20 protein-coding genes and 1 pseudogene are annotated in these 17159 nt (G+C 46.7%); 2 read left to right on the forward strand and 19 right to left on the reverse strand.

All coding sequences use genetic code 11. From position 1 onward, the window contains the following. Positions 1-9: 9 nt before the first annotated feature. The 6 genes from AAHB90_RS19285 to AAHB90_RS19310 form a co-directional block, all read right to left on the reverse strand. The gene (locus AAHB90_RS19285; RefSeq protein WP_342086833.1) at positions 10-483 is read right to left on the reverse strand and encodes a hypothetical protein; all 474 of its coding nucleotides are present in this window, start codon (positions 481-483) and stop codon (positions 10-12) included. Between the two features lie 12 nt (positions 484-495). Beyond that, the gene (locus tag AAHB90_RS19290) at positions 496-1074 is read right to left on the reverse strand and encodes a hypothetical protein (protein WP_342086834.1); all 579 of its coding nucleotides are present in this window, start codon (positions 1072-1074) and stop codon (positions 496-498) included. Position 1075: 1 nt separating this feature from the next. After that, entirely contained in the window at positions 1076-2365 is a 1290-nt protein-coding gene (locus tag AAHB90_RS19295) for an LVIVD repeat-containing protein (protein ID WP_342086835.1), read from the reverse strand. A 192-nt stretch (positions 2366-2557) separates the two neighbouring features. Continuing rightward, positions 2558-3790 carry a serpin family protein gene (locus AAHB90_RS19300; protein ID WP_342086836.1) on the reverse strand — a complete coding sequence of 411 codons (1233 nt, stop codon included), beginning with the start codon at positions 3788-3790 and terminating at the stop codon, positions 2558-2560. Between the two features lie 98 nt (positions 3791-3888). Then, positions 3889-5376, reverse strand: a complete 1488-nt coding sequence (locus tag AAHB90_RS19305; RefSeq protein ID WP_342086837.1) for an outer membrane beta-barrel protein — start codon at positions 5374-5376, stop codon at positions 3889-3891. Then, the gene (locus AAHB90_RS19310) at positions 5345-5914 is read right to left on the reverse strand and encodes an RNA polymerase sigma factor (RefSeq protein WP_342086838.1); all 570 of its coding nucleotides are present in this window, start codon (positions 5912-5914) and stop codon (positions 5345-5347) included. Before AAHB90_RS19310 ends, AAHB90_RS19305 begins: the two co-directional genes overlap by 32 nt. A gap of 246 nt (positions 5915-6160) precedes the next feature. On the opposite strand from AAHB90_RS19310, the gene AAHB90_RS19315 reads away from it, so the two are divergent. Continuing rightward, positions 6161-6457, forward strand: a complete 297-nt coding sequence (locus tag AAHB90_RS19315) for a muconolactone Delta-isomerase family protein (RefSeq protein WP_090149248.1) — start codon at positions 6161-6163, stop codon at positions 6455-6457. Positions 6458-6518: 61 nt separating this feature from the next. Here AAHB90_RS19315 and AAHB90_RS19320 read toward each other — a convergent pair whose 3' ends face one another. After that, positions 6519-7004 (reverse strand): GAF domain-containing protein, encoded by a 486-nt coding sequence (locus AAHB90_RS19320; protein ID WP_342086839.1) that lies wholly within the window; start codon positions 7002-7004, stop codon positions 6519-6521. Between the two features lie 145 nt (positions 7005-7149). Between AAHB90_RS19320 and purU the strand changes: the two genes are divergently transcribed. Beyond that, entirely contained in the window at positions 7150-7983 is an 834-nt protein-coding gene (purU, locus tag AAHB90_RS19325) for a formyltetrahydrofolate deformylase (protein ID WP_342086840.1), read from the forward strand. A gap of 141 nt (positions 7984-8124) precedes the next feature. Here purU and AAHB90_RS19330 read toward each other — a convergent pair whose 3' ends face one another. From AAHB90_RS19330 to AAHB90_RS19380, 12 genes and pseudogenes are all read right to left on the reverse strand, one after another. Then, positions 8125-9279 carry a 2-isopropylmalate synthase gene (locus AAHB90_RS19330; protein ID WP_106595775.1) on the reverse strand — a complete coding sequence of 385 codons (1155 nt, stop codon included), beginning with the start codon at positions 9277-9279 and terminating at the stop codon, positions 8125-8127. A gap of 262 nt (positions 9280-9541) precedes the next feature. Beyond that, positions 9542-10612 (reverse strand): 3-isopropylmalate dehydrogenase, encoded by a 1071-nt coding sequence (gene leuB / locus AAHB90_RS19335; protein WP_342086841.1) that lies wholly within the window; start codon positions 10610-10612, stop codon positions 9542-9544. 52 nt (positions 10613-10664) lie between these two features. Next, entirely contained in the window at positions 10665-12233 is a 1569-nt protein-coding gene (locus AAHB90_RS19340; protein WP_342086842.1) for an alpha-isopropylmalate synthase regulatory domain-containing protein, read from the reverse strand. 72 nt (positions 12234-12305) lie between these two features. Beyond that, on the reverse strand, positions 12306-12902 hold the full coding sequence (gene leuD / locus AAHB90_RS19345) for a 3-isopropylmalate dehydratase small subunit (protein WP_342086843.1): 597 nt from the start codon (positions 12900-12902) through the stop codon (positions 12306-12308). A gap of 33 nt (positions 12903-12935) precedes the next feature. Then, positions 12936-13295 (reverse strand): four helix bundle protein, encoded by a 360-nt coding sequence (locus AAHB90_RS19350; RefSeq protein ID WP_342086844.1) that lies wholly within the window; start codon positions 13293-13295, stop codon positions 12936-12938. Between the two features lie 58 nt (positions 13296-13353). After that, positions 13354-14757, reverse strand: coding sequence for a 3-isopropylmalate dehydratase large subunit (gene leuC / locus AAHB90_RS19355; protein ID WP_342086845.1), 1404 nt, complete (start codon positions 14755-14757; stop codon positions 13354-13356). 181 nt (positions 14758-14938) lie between these two features. Continuing rightward, positions 14939-15097, reverse strand: a pseudogene (locus AAHB90_RS32825) (HepT-like ribonuclease domain-containing protein); the annotation flags it as partial. Between the two features lie 11 nt (positions 15098-15108). Further along, positions 15109-15285 carry a HepT-like ribonuclease domain-containing protein gene (locus tag AAHB90_RS19360; RefSeq protein ID WP_342086846.1) on the reverse strand — a complete coding sequence of 59 codons (177 nt, stop codon included), beginning with the start codon at positions 15283-15285 and terminating at the stop codon, positions 15109-15111. After that, positions 15278-15565 carry a nucleotidyltransferase family protein gene (locus tag AAHB90_RS19365; RefSeq protein WP_342086847.1) on the reverse strand — a complete coding sequence of 96 codons (288 nt, stop codon included), beginning with the start codon at positions 15563-15565 and terminating at the stop codon, positions 15278-15280. The genes AAHB90_RS19360 and AAHB90_RS19365 overlap by 8 nt, the downstream gene beginning before the upstream one ends. Before the next feature lie 63 nt (positions 15566-15628). Beyond that, a complete protein-coding gene (locus tag AAHB90_RS19370) occupies positions 15629-16477 on the reverse strand; it encodes an AraC family transcriptional regulator (protein WP_342086848.1) in 849 nt (282 codons plus the stop codon). Positions 16478-16480: 3 nt separating this feature from the next. Beyond that, complete coding sequence (locus AAHB90_RS19375) at positions 16481-16831, reverse strand: HepT-like ribonuclease domain-containing protein (RefSeq protein WP_342086849.1); 351 nt, start codon at positions 16829-16831, stop codon at positions 16481-16483. Continuing rightward, positions 16812-17120 carry a nucleotidyltransferase family protein gene (locus AAHB90_RS19380; RefSeq protein ID WP_342086850.1) on the reverse strand — a complete coding sequence of 103 codons (309 nt, stop codon included), beginning with the start codon at positions 17118-17120 and terminating at the stop codon, positions 16812-16814. Before AAHB90_RS19380 ends, AAHB90_RS19375 begins: the two co-directional genes overlap by 20 nt. Positions 17121-17159 lie beyond the last annotated feature (39 nt).

Consider the following 17159-nt stretch of genomic DNA (forward strand, 5'->3'; position numbering starts at 1 on the left):
CCGAATACCTTACTTATCCTTCTTGAAAACAAGCTGTTCGGGGTTTTTATCGAATTTGAGGATCAATTTGTCGGACCATATTTGATAAGTTCCCCGGCCGTTTGCAGAATCCGATGGAAACCATGCTTTCCTGCTCCATTCCGGCTCGCCTACTTTACTTCCGCCGAAACTGGTTATTTTAAAAGTGCAATTCGCGCCTAGCGTATAAGCCCCGCTGATCGTGTTCACGAAAGTATGCCCCGAGATAGTTCCGGTCTTTTGATCGTCCGAAAAACTGAAAACGACACTTTTACCACTGATTTCAGGATCAGTGTCCACTGCGCCCGTTGTGGTATTTTGGAAGTGATCCAAGCGCCATGTACCGGTCAATGAACCGATTTCCGAGCATGGTGGCATGGCGCAACAATCCTTGCCGTTATCGCATTGAAACGCCGTCAAAATGAACAAAATCGCCCAGGCAAACAAATACGCAATCTTTTTCATGACTTATAGATTTTAAAAACTGATTCCTAACCGCAATGCAAGCCTGTTGTAGACCCGGTCTTCAAACCTTTGCTTCTGATCCCACAGAGGCGTCTTTTCAATATGTGCTTCTTGCCGTTTGTAGGTTAATGTAATGGTAAATGCAGCCACTCCCGGCTTTCCCACTTTCATTCCCAGCCCCGGGTTTACCATAAGCCCTCCCTTTGTACTAAATCCTTCCGGATCGTCGTGAAACCAAGAGAATCCATAACCGGCGTCGACGGTACCGAACAATTGCACGTTTTTGCGGCCGAGGAAATCATATCTCAGACCTCCGGCAACCGGGTTAAGCAATGCCGCCTTGTACCAATCCATCCCGAGCGTCACACCTGCCGATAGCTTCCGATGAACCTGGACCCCGTTGAATGTCTGAATCGTCAGACTGGTTTTACTATCGACCTGATCTGAATTTCCGGCATACGGGTTCTGGTATTTCACCCTCCCGAACAATCCACCAAATTCGGTATGGTTGACAAACCTCACGCTCTTACCCATCTGCGCGTAAGACGCGGTAGTTGCCAGGAATAGCAACAGAAATGCGATCGTTTTCATATCAGTTCGCTTTTCCCACCGGAATTTTACTCAGCATTTTCAAATCTTTCGGGTTCGACGAATCATATTGGTAAAATCCGTCTTCACCGATCAGGAGCAAAGTTTTACCGAGGGAAATCACATCATAGGCGTGCATATCCTTGAAATGTGCCAGCTGATTCCGGTCAATCGAAAACTTGTCCGTCACATCGAATACCTTCAAACCATGTTCGCCTTCACAAAGGAAAAGTGTCGGAAAATCGATACTCAGGCCATGAGGGTTCTCCATCTGGTAACTTTTGATAAGCTGTGGCGAGGACGGGTTACTTACATCTACGAGGTCGAGCTGATTTTGCCCGCCCCCGCACGCGGTACCCGTACGTAACGTCACATAAGCTATGTTCTCGTGCACTACCACGGGATCGCAGGCGCGGCCGTGCTGGAAATTCGAGAGTTGTTTTGGCTCTGCGGGATTGGTGTTGTCGTAGATAAACATCCCTGTTGAAGAACCGATGAAGAGCTTGTTCCCGTATGGAAAAATGGTTTCGATGCCCCAGCCGAGATTTATGGTAGTGAAATCGATGGGCTGAGCCGGTTTGGCGATATTAAAGAGGTGCAGCTGGGTCTGGCTGACTGCATAAAGGAAATTGCGGTCCAGTGCGAAACGAGCCATAGAGCCGGCTTGTCCATTGGTAGCTCCCGAAGATTGTGGGGAAGCCGAGGAAGAGCTGCTTAGAAAAGCGCGGTCGGCGAATACCAGAAAACCGTTCCACCACCAGTTTGGTGTGACATTCTCCTCGCAGTTAACCGTTACCGTTTCAGTCACCCATTCAACGTTCTGATCGGTAATGGAGCCTACGGATTCGTTGAGCGACCACCCTCCTCCATCGAAAAGACCGGTTTTGAATACATTTTTAACCCGGCCTACTTCTTTTGGTGCCGTAGGATCTGCAATGTCGATCGAGACAAGGTCGCAGAAGCTATCGGCATAGAGAATATTATCACGCACCGCGATATCACCATTTCCCGGGATATTGATGAAAGTTACAAATTTCGGACTGGCAGGATTTCCGTTGTCGATAATGTGAATACCTTTTTTAATTTCATTCACATACAAATATTTACCCTTCACATACATCTTCCCAGGCTGCTCCAAAGTACGGGGCGATTCGGCCTTTACCTGTGTCCTGAGCTCCATCAGGGAATGCGTAACGTTGCTGAAACGACGCACAACGCGTGTTTCCTTACATTGATCGTTGCATGACCAGCATAGCCACGCCACAACACATAACAGTAAAAGTTTAGGTTTCATGCGGTTAGGTTTTTAGAGGCTAGTAAAAATGATGTTAGTACTTGGGTAAGTACAGGACACTATTTTTCGTAATTAGTTGGAATACAAAACAAAATCGTCCGAAAGCAAGGCCTTCGGACGATAACGCACCCCGAAAATACCGGCGAACCGGCATTTTTTATCTTTAATATTTTTAAATGCTTTCTGGCATTACTATTTAGATTCCGGATTATTAATCCTTCCCACGAAAAGAATACTGTTGGAAGTATTTTCGCTGATCACCAAGCCAAACGGACGATCGCAAATGTATCTCGGAGGCTCTGGCCCGGCTGATGTCGCAACCATACCAATTGATGTTACAGCTGCCGCCTCAGTTCCATTCTCATCAATGCCCAGGTAGGTATCCTGTTTGACGAAATCGACCATAAGACTTTCCGCTTTGTTGATCTTACCGAGCTGGGCACCTTTTGCGAACACAGTTTGTATACCCAGCGCCTGTAAAGTCTCTTTCAATTGAGCTGAGTATTCGAGTGTGAATTTTGGCAGACCAACTGTGATGCCCCGTTTAGCCATTCTAACTGTGTTGAGCTGGCTCCACTCATCGCTTGTTATGTCTTTGAAGACTTGATCTATCGTGTTAGAACCGTTTGGAATAAGCAATGTCATGTTGAACTGGCCATTTCCATATGGAAGACGAACCGCATTGTAGCCAACTCCCGCCCCCACTTCGAAATCGGATTCTGCATACATCATTCTGACATTCTTACTCTGTCCGTTTTCGAGCTTGAATGAGACATCCTGCGTTTTCTTCGAATCAAACCGGGTTTTCCAGTCGCCTTTGAAATACAGCGCGTTCAAAAGGAACATCACATGGTCGGGCTTGATTTGGTCGATTACCTGCCTGATCTTTCCGTTCGTCTTGTCGCTCGCCCACTTGTTTATGCGATCTTTCGCGGCATCGTCAAAAGGCAAACCAGTGACTTCTGATTCAAATGAGTTTTTCAAAACAGATTGAAAATCATTCTCAACGGAAAAGTCATTTCTGTACCAAACCGAATTCGCTAATCCTAAACTCACTTTCGAATCAGCAACCGGCAAATCGTTGATCAATGTTTTATATGCCGCATTTAAATCAGCTAATGCGACTGCATCCATTTTTAATGCTTTTTGAATTTCCGCGGCTGTTTCTTTTTCTGCTCCATTCAAAAGCATTCCCAAAGCCATATGCAGGCTAAGCGGTGAAACAAAGAAATTTTCATTAGCAGGTTGCGTTTTCTGTAACGCATGAATAAAGTCAAATGCGAAAGAGGTAGTCCCGTTCGAAACCGAGGCCGGTATAACCACCGGATTCACTTCATTACCAGGATCTACATTATCGTTTGTGCAGCCAAACAGCGTCGCCGCTGCCAGCATTGGAATAATAATTGACTTCTTTAAAATTTTCATGGCTAACAGATGCAAGGACATTTTCCTTCTCCACAATCAACCCACAAATCGATAGATTCAAATCAACCGGCAATGGTTGGAAACTTTTGAAAATTATCTCAAAAAGAATAGCGAACCGACCATGATACGCCGTACAAATAAGGACGGGAATCGAGGCTTTCATTGGATTTAAAGCCCGATGAAACTGCTTTTTGGTAAGAGCCTGTCAGGTTTGCGCCCCATTTTGCAGAAAGCTTGTAATTCAACCGCAATCCTGTTGTCGCAGCCCAATTCGTACCGCGGTATATTTCATCGCTGGCAGTCGTTCTGATAATCTCACCGGAAGCCGATTCGAGTTCATTAACCAAAAAGAAGTTCGCCATCATCCCGCCTAATACAGAATAGCTGAATTTCTTATCGGGATTCAATGTGAAACCTGCCTGAACCGGCAACTGGAGATATTGATAATTATTGCTAACCTTTTTGGCCACGTCAATGTACAACGCACCGTTGTTGAAGCCGGACGCCTTATCCGCAAAAGCAGGACTGTTACCTGCCAATGCATTTTCCAGTACATTAGCTGTCAAGCTGTTATACGCATTCAGAACGTATCCACCACCTTCGTAAGCCGAATTCCCACGCAGATAGCTTATTCCCGTCTCCACAGACCAGTGTTTTGACAAGCGTAACCCTCCCTGCGTCTGAACCGCATAGGAAGCACGCGCCTCGCTGGTCCCGGAGACCGAGCGTTTCTGGCTCACCGACTGCGCCATGAAAGCTTGCGGAGCCTCTCTCAATTTCACATTCGGATTAAATGAAGCAGGCATGATCCCTATACCGGCGTAATACTCCTTGGGTTTTGCCGCTTTAACCGGTTCTTCTATTTTGACCTCGGGCCGGAAAAAAACATGTCGTTTCTGGACGTAAACATCAAGATCACTATATGGCAAAGAAGCGAGCATTTCCGCTGATACGGCTTGATTTTGCACCGATGCGGTCGCGATAGGGCTATTTTCCGCAACACTAACCGGTTCTTTACTTGCAATCTTTTCCTGATCGTTGATTTCAGGCTGTTCTTGAATAGCACTCGTCGCTGGCAACTTATCCTCCGAACGCGGCTGATTGCGTCTACTACGTGCATTTACCTGGTCAAGCGCCGCGATACCGGTACTGCCGGCTCCTGAGATTTCACCATTAGGCTTGATGTGAGCCGGCTTACTATTTGTTCCGGCGGCTTCATTCTTTTCAGTAGCTGCGGCGAGTTGCTCCTTATCCTGACCCTGTCCTATTTTCGTCTGCTCCTGCATGGGTTTTGCAGGCTCTGTCTCTACTTTTTGAAGCGGTTTTGTGGTCACGGCAACCTCAACCTTGCCTTCCTTACCACCTGAATACCAAATTCCACTACCTACCAGCAATAATGCTGCGATGGACGCGGCGGCAAACCACATTTTCGGAGACTGCCACCAAAGGGGTACAACTTTTTCCTGCTCCCCGTCAAGACGCGCCTCGATACCCTCCCACACAGACGGCGGGGGAGCTTCGGAAGCCTCTTTCAAGGCCTTTCTCCACTGTTCTTCAAAATTGTTTATGTTGGACGGATCCATCATCAAATCTTTTTTCTTTGTTCAACTTTTGTTGAAGCAACATCCTTGCACGGGAATACTGTGACTTGGACGTCCCTTCGGAGATACCCAACATCTGGGCGATCTCATTGTGCTGGTAACCTTCAATCGCATAAAGATTGAAGATCGTCTGACAGCCGGGCGGTAACTCCCGGATCATTTCCATCAACTGCTGCATCTGGAAATTTCCAAGTGTAAACTCTCTGTCGGACAAACCATTATGGTGTATATCTATATCATCCAGTTCTTTCAGGTACTTCTGTTGCCGCAGATGGTTCAGTGCCGTGTTCACCACCACCGACCTGAGCCAATATTCCAGCGGGCTGTCGCTCCTGAATGAATCGATATTCTCGTAAATCTTGATGAAGGCATCCTGCAACACATCCTCCGCATCGGCGCGGTTTTTTGTGTAGCGCAGACAGATAGCAAACAACTTACCCCCAAAAACATCATATAGCTGTTTCTGGGCGATTCGGTTGCGCTGCTTGCAGCCTTTCACCAGTTCCTGTTCGTTAAACGTCATCCGAAGGTTAGGGGTGCTTCGTTCGGTTTGTAAAAAATTTCAGCACCTCTACCCATAAGATAGCCGATTACTGTTGCGTTATGATCCGGCTCGCTTACTGAGGTCCGTCGTAAATTGTCTGACACGTTCATTATCAAAATGGTTGGAACAATTCGGAAAACTATTGCCAAATGTTGGGTACTTTACACCAAGGAACTATTCCGCGGCGCATATCATTTAATAAGCACAACCTAAAATCTATCGCCCATGAGCCAATATATGGTTGAAATCCAGCTGCCGGCTGTCATGTCGGAAGATTTCACAGCAAAAATACCTGCTCAGAGAAAAAAGATAAATGAACTGATGGAGCAAGGAAGGCTAATGTCTTATGCTTTATCCGATGATTACTCCCGGCTCTGGTGTGTGGTAAGAGCAGAAACCGAATTTGAAGTCATGTCGCTCGTCTCGGAATTTCCGCTGATCGATTATATGGATCCCAAAATAACCAAGCTTATGTTCAATAATGTGGTAGCGCTTCGCTTGCCCATGTTCTCATTGAACTGACACCATTTATAATGCATTGTGTTGCCTCGCAGAGTTGTCTGCGAGGCTTTTTTATGATTGTTCAGAGTTTCCGTGTAATCAGGGCTGTGATTTTTTCCAGTTCTATACGGTCCGTTTCGCTAAAATCGTCGAGCTGGTCGCTGTCTACGTCAAGTACCATTGCTACCGTTCCATTTCTGTGGAAAACAGGTACCACAATCTCCGAACGGGATGCCGAACTGCATGCGATATGGCCCGGGAATTGCTCTACATCCGGCACGATAATCGTTTCGGCCCGCGTGTAGCTCGCGCCGCACACACCCTTGTGGAACGGTATGCGCGTACATGCGATAGGCCCCTGGAATGGGCCAAGCACAAGCTGTCCTTCCCTCACCAAATAAAATCCTACCCAGAAAAAACCGAATGCCTCCTTTAAAACTGCGGTTATATTCGCAAGGTTGGCTGTGACATCGCTTTCGTCTGCGATAAGAGCCTCAATTTGCGGAAAAAGCGCTTTATAAATCTCCCTCCTGCTGGTATCTGTTGGTATAAATAATGTCTCTGCCATAGCTTGAAATACAGTTCGGTTTTTGCTTAACACAAATGCGTTTTTAATAGTTACAAAAATATTAAAATGCCCGCTGACCGAGCCCTGATACCACCGCTTATGTTTATATTTGAGGTTCGAAAAGTGCTACAAGCAAGCCCCCTTCATGAATCAACGACATATTTTATTAATGGACGGCCCCGACCACAAGGGTTTGATCTACCACGTTACCCGCATTCTTTTTGCCCACAATCAGAACATTATCAGCAACGATGAATATGTGAGTCCTTCACGGTATTTCTTTATGCGTACCGAATTCGAAGGCGATACCGATATTCCCGAGTTATTGAAAGCACTCCAATCTGAATTACCGGCGGGCTTGAACCTTCGCATTAATCCTAAAAAGAACAAGGATATTGTGCTAATGGTCACCAAAGAGCACCATTGTCTCGGCGAATTACTGATTCGCTATGCATTCAATGAGCTGGATGCGACGATTCTGGCGGTCGTGAGCAATTATAATACGTTGCAGCCGCTTGTAAGCAAGTTTGGGATACCCTTTCATTTTATTTCCCATGAAAACAAAACGCGTGAAGAGCACGAGGAGGCAATATTGAGAACGCTGGACATTTACCGGCCCGACTATGTGGTACTGGCCAAATATATGCGCATAATCACCCCACAATTTGTCGAACATTTTCCAAACCGGATCGTGAACATCCACCATTCATTCTTACCAGCATTTATCGGGGCAAACCCTTACCGGCAGGCTTACGAACGAGGCGTAAAGATCATTGGAGCAACCGCGCATTTTGTGAACAACGACCTGGACGAAGGCCCGATCATCGCGCAGGATGTGAAGGAAGTCGATCACAAACTGACCGCTTCGGATATGGCAACTCTGGGAAAAGATACTGAAAAAGCGGTGCTCTCAAAGGCGTTGAAACTGGTTTTCAACGACCGGGTTTTCATTCACCACAACCGCACCATTATACTGTAAAACAAAGAAAAAGCCCTTAGTCAGAATCACCGAGGGCTTTTTGCAATCTGATGGATGTTATTGAATATGTAATCTTACAAAAAATTCTTTAAAACATCAAATTCAGATTCAAGCTGTTAACTAATTCTAAGGATATTCTAATTAAACTGCTTCTGCTGTACGCACCAGTTCAACGAGATCTCCGTCGTTTACTTCTTTCTTAATATCGGCTACTTCCAGGAACCGTGTATACAGTTCGTCCAGCGCAGCTTTTTCGAAGCTGAAACCGAGCAATTCAAGGCGATGCTTCAATGCATGGCGTCCGCTGCGGGCAGTGAGAACGATATCGGATTTATCCACACCCACATCCTGCGGGTTCATGATCTCGTAATTCAGATTGTTTTTCAGGAAGCCGTCCTGGTGGATTCCCGATGAATGCGCAAATGCATTGCGACCAACAATCGCCTTGTTCGCCTGCACCGGCATACGCATCATTTTTGAAACCAACTGGCTTGTAGGGTAAATGTGCTGGGTATTGATACCTGTTTCCAGGCCCAGTTCCTGATGCACTTTCAATGCCATTACCACCTCTTCGAGCGAAGTGTTACCCGCGCGCTCGCCGATACCGTTGATCGTCACCTCCACCTGGCGTGCACCCTGGTTAATACCTGCGATGGAATTCGCAGTGGCCAGACCGAGGTCGTTGTGGCAGTGGATGGAAATTGTGGCTTTATGAATGTTCGAAACGTGTTCGAAAATGTATTTGATTTTGTTTCCGTACTCGTCTGGAAGGCAATAGCCAGTCGTATCCGGAATGTTTACCACCGTTGCTCCGGCGCCGATCACGGCTTCTACCAATTGTGAAAGGAAAACCAGGTCTGCACGGCCTGCGTCTTCGCAGTAGAACTCCACATCCTCTACTTTGGTTTTAGCATATTTCGTAGCCGCAATTGCTCTTTCAATGATTTTTTCGCGGGTAGTGTTGAATTTATGCTGGATATGAATGTCCGAGGATCCGATTCCCGTGTGGATCCGTGCCCGCTTCGCATATTGCAGTGCATCCGCAGCAGCATCGATATCGCCTTGCACCGCGCGGGAAAGCGCACAAATAATGGGCTCACGCACTGCTTTGGAAATTTCTACCACAGAGCGAAAGTCCCCGGGACTTGAAACCGGGAAACCTGCTTCGATAATATCTACCCCCAGTTTTTCGAGTTGTGTGGCAACAACAATCTTTTCCTCTGTGGTCAATTGGCTGCCCGGTACCTGCTCGCCGTCTCGTAAAGTAGTGTCGAAGATTTGAACTCGATTACTCATTGGTGGGTATTAATTTTTTTATGGGACACGAATTTAACAATATTTCAGGCAATATAAAACCCTTTCCGTGTGAGGGAAAGGGCTTGAAACTTATCAAAACATAACCTTTCCCGGTCTCAAGGTAGCTGTTGGAGAATGAGAATGAGGTTATTTTGTTGGTTCATATTCTAGTTGCGAAATTTCGCTAGCCGCGAGTTTCTTCTGCAAAGAAAGCATAAGTTTTGATTGCAACAAATATTGTTTGGCAAAACTTTGATATTTTTTAGATTCTTTTCAAAAGCTCTTCACCAGCCTGTTGGGTATTCACAACCTTGTCTGCAGGAGTGCTTGCATCGGCAATATCGCGGGTCCTGAAACCATCTTTCAACAACTTGTCAACTGCCGAAATAATCGCTTCCGATTCTTCTTTCAAACCAAATGAAATATCGAGGAGCAGTGCAGCCGAAAGTACTGACGCCAACGGGTTTGCAACACCTTTGCCTGTAATGTCGTGCGCCGAGCCGTGGATCGGTTCGTAAACACCCGTGCTGTCGCCGACAGACGCCGAAGCGAGCATTCCCATTGATCCGGCGATCTGACTTGCTTCGTCGGTAAGGATGTCCCCGAACAGGTTGGCGGTCACCACGACGTCGAAACGCTTAGGATCTTTGATAAGCATCATCGCGGCAGCATCCACAAACTGGTGCTCAACCGTAATGTCAGGATATTCAGGGGCCAAAGCCTGGATCACCTCGCGCCACAGGCGGCTCGTTTCCAAAACATTCGCCTTATCCACTGAGCAAAGCCGCTTTCCACGGGTGCGGGCAGCTTCAAATGCCTTGCGACCAATGCGCTCTACTTCATAGCGGCTGTATTCAGCAATATCATAAGCGGTATTATTGTCGTTTTTGCGGCCTTTTTCACCGAAATAAATATCGCCTGTCAGCTCACGGAAGAAAAGGATATCCGAGCCTTTCAGGATCTCGGGACGGATAGAAGATGCACCCAAAAGCTCATCGAACAATTTGATCGGACGAAGGTTAGCATACAAACCCAGCTCCCTGCGCATTTTAAGCAGGCCTTGCTCAGGACGAACTTTGGCCGTAGGATCGTTGTCGTATTTCGGGTGACCTACCGCACCGAACAGGATCGCATCGGAATTCCGCATCTTCTCAAGTGTTTCGTCAGGAAGCGGGTTACCAGTTGCTTCGATAGCAACGTGGCCCATCAATGCCTCGTCGTAAGTGAATTCATGACCGAATTTCTCGGCGATCTTTACCAACACTGCCTTTCCTACCTCTGTAACTTCTTGTCCGATTCCATCGCCCGGAACGATAAGGATATGCTTTTTCATCAAGTGGTTTAATTGATAATCAGTAAATTATAAATAAAATTGAGGCATTGCCTTACGACAATGCGTCAGCTAATGGTTCGGGAGTAACCTTGTTTTCGGGAACACCGATCAGGTTCAGCATTTTCTGCGTGGCCATGATCGCCGAGAATGTCTGGTCCGAATCGAGACCGCGCGTTTTCACATCCTTTCCGTTGATTTCCCAGGTAATAATCGTTTCGCACAATGCGTCCGTTTTACCTCCCGGCGGAATCCGAACGGTATAGTCGGTCAGCATCGGCAGCTCGATTCCCTTTTTTACATAAATCTTTTTCAACGCATTCATAAATGCATCATACTGCCCGTCGCCCTGTGCATTTTCCTCAAAAACCTCTTCGCCAAAACAGATTTGCAATGTGGCAGACGGTTTGAGGTTTTTGGAATGCGTAAGTACATAATTGGTGATCACAACCTTCTCTTCGATCGCATCGCTGTCGAGAATGTCGGAGATAATGTAAGGAAGATCCTCCGGCGTTACCGCTTCCTTGCGGTCGCCAAGCTCGATGATCCGCTGCGTCACCTTTTTAAGATCTGCATCTGAAAGCGTGATCCCCAGGTCGCGCAGGTTGTTCTCGATATTCGCTTTCCCGGAAGTTTTTCCCAATGCGTACAAACGCTGACGACCGAAACGCTCGGGCATCAGTTTGCTGAAATAGAGGTTATTTTTTTTATCACCATCTGCATGAATACCAGCTGTTTGTGTAAAAACACTTTCCCCTACAATAGGCTTATTGGAAGGAATGCGGATTCCGGAAAACGTCTCTACCAGCTTGCTGATCGAGTACAACGACTTCTCATTCACGGACGTCGTGCATTCAGGCACGAGGTCATTCAGCACCGCGATCGTACTCGCGAGCGGCGCATTACCTGTGCGCTCGCCCATGCCGTTCACAGTCAGGTGCAGCCCGTGCGCACCCGCACGAAGCGCCTCGATCACGTTCGCAACGCTCAGATCGTAGTCGTTATGCGCGTGGAATTCGAAATGGTGGTTGGGATAGCGGTCAACGATCTCCTTCACAAAGGTATACGATTCGAAAGGCGTCAGAATCCCCAGCGTATCGGGAAGCAATATGCGCCTAACCGGCAATGTGGTCAGAAAATCGAGGGATTGGAATACGTAATCATGCGAACTGCGCATTCCGTTGCTCCAATCTTCCAGGTAAACATTGCATTGAATGCCTTTCTGCTCCGCTGATTCAATCACATTGCGAATGTCTTCGAAATGCTCCTGCGGCGATTTTTTCAGCTGGTGGGTCAAATGGTTCAGCGACCCTTTTGTGAGGAGGTTCATCACTTTCGCGCCGGATTGCACCATCCAGTTGATGGACGCATCGCCGTCGACAAACGTGAGCACTTCTATTTTATCCAGAAAACCATTCTTACCAGCCCAATCCGTGATTTTCTTAACTGCCTGAAATTCACCTTCCGACACCCGTGCCGAGGCTACTTCAATGCGATCGACTTTCACCTCCTGCAAAAGGATCTGGGCAATGGTCAGTTTTTCCGATGCGGAAAACGACACTCCGCTGGTTTGCTCACCATCACGGAGTGTCGTATCCATTATTTCAATGTAGCGGCTGTTCATAGGCTATCGGCTGTCGGCCGTCGGCTACCGGCTGAAAAAATTCGATAGCCGATAGCCGATAGCCGAAAGCCATTAAAAAATTCTTTCTGCTTCAAATTCCTTGATCTCTCCTTTCATAGCCTGCAGATAATCGATATCGTCGAAGCCATTCATCAGGTTATGCTTTTTATAACCGTTGATGTCAAAGGATTCTTTTTCGCCGGTCGCGACGATCGTGATGGTCTGCTCAGGCAGGTTCACTTCCAGTTCCGCATTAGGGTCCACCTCGATTGCTTCGAAAATTTTATTCAAAAATTCAGGGCTCACCTGCACCGGCAAAATACCAATATTCAATGAGTTACCTTTAAAAATATCGGCAAAGAAGCTGGAAACCACGCAACGGAAACCATAATCGTAGATCGCCCACGCAGCGTGCTCGCGGCTTGAACCGCTGCCAAAGTTGTGGCCTCCTACGAGGATTTTTCCGGAGTAGATCGGATTGTTCAATACAAAATCCTGCTTAGGCGTATCATCGCCATTGTACCGCCAGTCGCGGAACAGGTTGTCGCCAAAACCTTCCCGTTTGGTCGCTTTCAAAAAGCGCGCAGGGATAATCTGGTCGGTATCAACGTTTTCAATCGGCAAAGGAACTGCCGAGCTTTTCAGTATGGTGAATTTGTCGTAAGCCATTGTTTTAATGCTTTATGCCGTAAGCTTTAAGCTTTAGGCCTTTTTTGTAATGCTTTTTTCCAGGTGATACAGCATTCTCTTGATTAGATTAACTCTTTCATTTAATGATGAATAATCAATTTCTGAAAGGTATTTCAAATCCTTTGAGAGCTGTAAGAGATATTCAACTTCGTGGTCGGAGCCTAGCGAAATGTGTATAAACCTTGCGAATTCCGAATCTGTTGTTCTGCCGCAGCCCTCTGCAATGTTCGTTGGAATTGATACTGAGGCCCTTCTTATCTGAGAAGTAATGCCATAAGTTTCATTCTGCGGAAACTTGCGCGTCATGGCGTAAACATCAAGAACAAATTCATGGCTTATTCGCCATACTTCATACTTCCTGAAATCTCTCATAAACAAGTGTGTGATCAAAATAGCTTAAAGCTTATTGCTTATTGCCTAAAGCGCCCCTTCAAAGCAACGTCCGCGGATCCGTCACAACGCCCGTCACTGCGGCTGCGGCGGCTACGAGCGGGCTCGCGAGCAGGGTACGTGCGCCCGGGCCCTGGCGACCTTCGAAGTTACGGTTGGAAGTACTTACCGCGTATTTGCCGGCAGGGATCTTGTCGTCGTTCATCGCCAAACAAGCAGAGCAGCCAGGCTGACGAAGCTCGAAACCAGCTTCCGTCAGGATATCCAGGATACCTTCTTCTTTAATCTGAGCCTCCACAATGTGTGAGCCCGGAACGATCCACGCTGTTACATTATCAGCCTTTTTACGACCTTTCACGATCGAAGCGAATGCACGGAAGTCCTCGATACGGCCATTGGTACAACTACCGATGAAAACGTAGTCGATTTTCTTGCCCAGCATGCTCTCATTCTCATGGAAACCCATGTAATTCAGCGACTTGTCGTAAGTAGCTTTGCCACCTTCCACCTGATCCGAAGTTGGGATCGCTTTGCTGATACCTTGCCCCATTCCCGGGTTGGTACCGTAAGTGATCATCGGCTCGATATCGGCTGCATCGAAGTTATATTCTTTGTCAAAAACAGCGCCTTCGTCCGTTTTCAGTGTTTTCCAATAAGCCAGGGCTTTGTCCCATTTCTCACCTTTTGGAGCTTGTTCGCGGCCATTGATATAGGCAAAAGTAGTTTCGTCGGGCGCGATCATACCGCCGCGTGCACCCATTTCGATACTCATATTGCAGACGGTCATACGGCCTTCCATCGACATATTTTCGAACACATCCCCTGCATACTCAACAAAGTAACCGGTCGCGCCGGCGGTTGTCAGTTTCGAGATAACGTACAGCGTCACGTCTTTCGGGGTTACACCTTTGCCCAGCGTGCCATTTACATTTACACGCATTTTCTTAGGCTTAGGCTGCATAATGCATTGCGACGAAAGCACCATTTCCACCTCTGAAGTACCGATACCGAACGCAATAGCGCCGAATGCACCGTGGGTAGAAGTGTGGGAATCACCGCAAACGATGGTCATACCCGGGAGCGTAATACCATTTTCTGGTCCAACCACGTGCACAATACCATTGCGGGCATGTCCCAAACCCCAGTGCGAAATGCCGTATTTCGCCGCATTCGATTCGAGGGCTTTCAGCTGGTTGGCAGAAAGCGGATCGGCTACCGGAAGGTGCTGGTTGATGGTCGGTGTGTTGTGGTCCGCCGTTGCGAAAGTACGCTCGGGATACATTACACCAATCCCTCTGGTTTCGAGTCCTAGGAAAGCAACAGGGCTTGTTACTTCGTGGATAAAATGGCGGTCGATGAAGAAAACATCCGGACCGTCCTCAATTTTACGGACAACGTGGGCATCCCACACTTTGTCGAAAAGGGTACTCGCTTGATTACTCATTTTGATTAAAATTAGAATTTCGCCTCGTCGTTCTGGCTTCCAAGAAAGAGCTGATAATCAATGCTTTTCTCAAAAGGAGAACCGACATTACAAATTACCGCATATTTAAAGGAATAAGTATAACGGTAAAGGTTCAAAAAATAGTGATTTTGGTTTGGGGAGTATATTTGGTCGGAAATCTTCATTCAGATCGCCTGTCGGCGATATTTTCCAACGCTGATTTTAGAGCAGGCAAATGCGCAGTAATTATCCGCCAAACGATCTCGAAATCAATACCCGCATAGTCATGCACAAGAATATGTCTTGATCTGATTATTCTCATCCATTCGATGTCGGGATATACGTCACGGGTTACTTTGGAACCCGGTTGGCAGCCTCTCCCAGAACCTGTAAATTCCTGATAACCGCATCCCTTGTTTTACGATCTTCAAGAAATGCTTCGTAGTCCATGCCATTTGTATATTGCAAAATGGCAACAATGGAGTCCAGCATGTCGGCCAGCAGGATACTGGAATGCCTTTCAGACATAAATGAGGTCCTTTTCGATAAATGGAAGCATTTGTGGTTTAACTCCCCTCTTGCTGACGAGATCCACTTTTTGTTGAAGCACTTCTTCCAATTCGACTGCCAAATCGACAAATTCGAAACCAACCGGTTTTGCAAATTCCACCAGAATATCGATATCACTATCTCCCCTTGCCTCATTTCGGGCGTAAGACCCAAATAACGCCATGGATTTCAGCGGATATTTTTCAAACAGCTGCCGTTTCGCAGTCTGCAACTTGTTCAATACGCTGCTCGCTTCCATTTGTTGATTAACAGTTTATTGTAAACAAATATAACGAATTGCCTGCATTTAGCTGATGCTCGATCACCCCTGCCGCTTCGGCGTCGTTCCGTACTTCTCCTTATAAGTCTTGATAAAATGCGAGACACTCTCGTAACCGATCTCCGTGCTGATTTCTGAAACGTTTTTGGTACTGTTCCTCAACAAAAAATCTGCGTAATCGAGTCGCTTGTTTTTCAACCACAATGCGGGCGAAGTATTGAATTCATCCTGAAAATCGCGCTTGAATGCAGAAAGGCTTCGGCCGGAAAGCCGCGCCAGTTCATTTAGCGTAAGCGGTTTCAGGTAATAGCTATTCATCAAAAACGACAAATCGACCTTTTCACCTTTATATAAACTGTACAAAATACCCCGCAGCTGGCTTGAATGATCCAGCTCCATTAAATGCAGCAATAGCTCCTGGAATTTCAGTCGCAAAAAATGGTTCTTCAACTCCGTCCGCGAGCGGAAGTAGGGGAATACGGATTGGATGAATTTCTCGAAATTTTCATCCGACTTCAAAAGCAAAATCGGGTATTCGACCGTTCCGGATTCGTTCTGCGCATCGAAAAGTTCGGGATGGAGCCCTACGAATTCTTTCAGCAGTTTCTCATCAAAAAAGAAAACAAGGCTCTTGTAAGCTTCATGAATGGATTCCGACATCAGGTAAAAACCCCTCTGAATGAACAGGATATCACCCTTTTCGACATGCACTTCCTGTGTCGGGCTCGTGAATTTCTTTTCGCCTTCGAGCACGACTATCACCGCATGTTCCTCGAAAAAGACATCATATTTGGAAGGATACACCTCATTCCGATAGGCCACGAAGGTCATATCCTGAATTTTCAGGGACTCGAATTCCTGGGAGCTGATATCGGATGGTACGCGGAGCATTGGTTAAGAAATTGACTGCTCAGCTTCAATAATATGATCGAGCCAATCTTTTGCAGCGGGCACATGGTATTCAATTACCTGCCAGACGATATGATAATCAACTTGAAAATATTGGTGTATGAGCACATCCCGCAAGCCGGCAAGCCTTCGCCACTCGACTTCCGGATACTTATATCGGATTTCATCGGGGACCTTTTTGCAAGCTTCACCGACAATTTCCAAACTGCGAATAAATGCACGAGATAAAAGATCATCAGCAGAAAATTGCTCGAATGTCAATCCCACTGAGCGATCTGCCAAAAAATGGAGTTCCTTTTGGATATGCCTTAAAAATTCAATCAACGAAGGAGACATATTCAATATCTTTTTTCACTTCTGTTTGAACAAAGCCTGCCATGCCTTCCCAAGTAAGCAAGTCTACCTTCTTCTGAAATAATGCTTCCAACAAGTCCATCATGTCGAAGAGGTTATCGAATGTCTTCATTCCAGGGCGAAACTCGACCACAAGATCTATGTCACTGGTTTCCTTTTGTTCCCCTCGCGCAAACGAACCGAAAAGGCCGATCCGCTCGGCGCCCAATGCCTTGATGGATGAAGCATTGCTTTGAATCAGTGGAAAGATGTCTTCCTTTGTCCTAACCATGATAGCATGCGTTTTTTTACCAAGTTAAAAAAATCTTGC

Source organism: Dyadobacter sp. OTU695, from assembly GCF_038440355.1.
In the GTDB taxonomy this organism is placed as follows: domain Bacteria; phylum Bacteroidota; class Bacteroidia; order Cytophagales; family Spirosomataceae; genus Dyadobacter.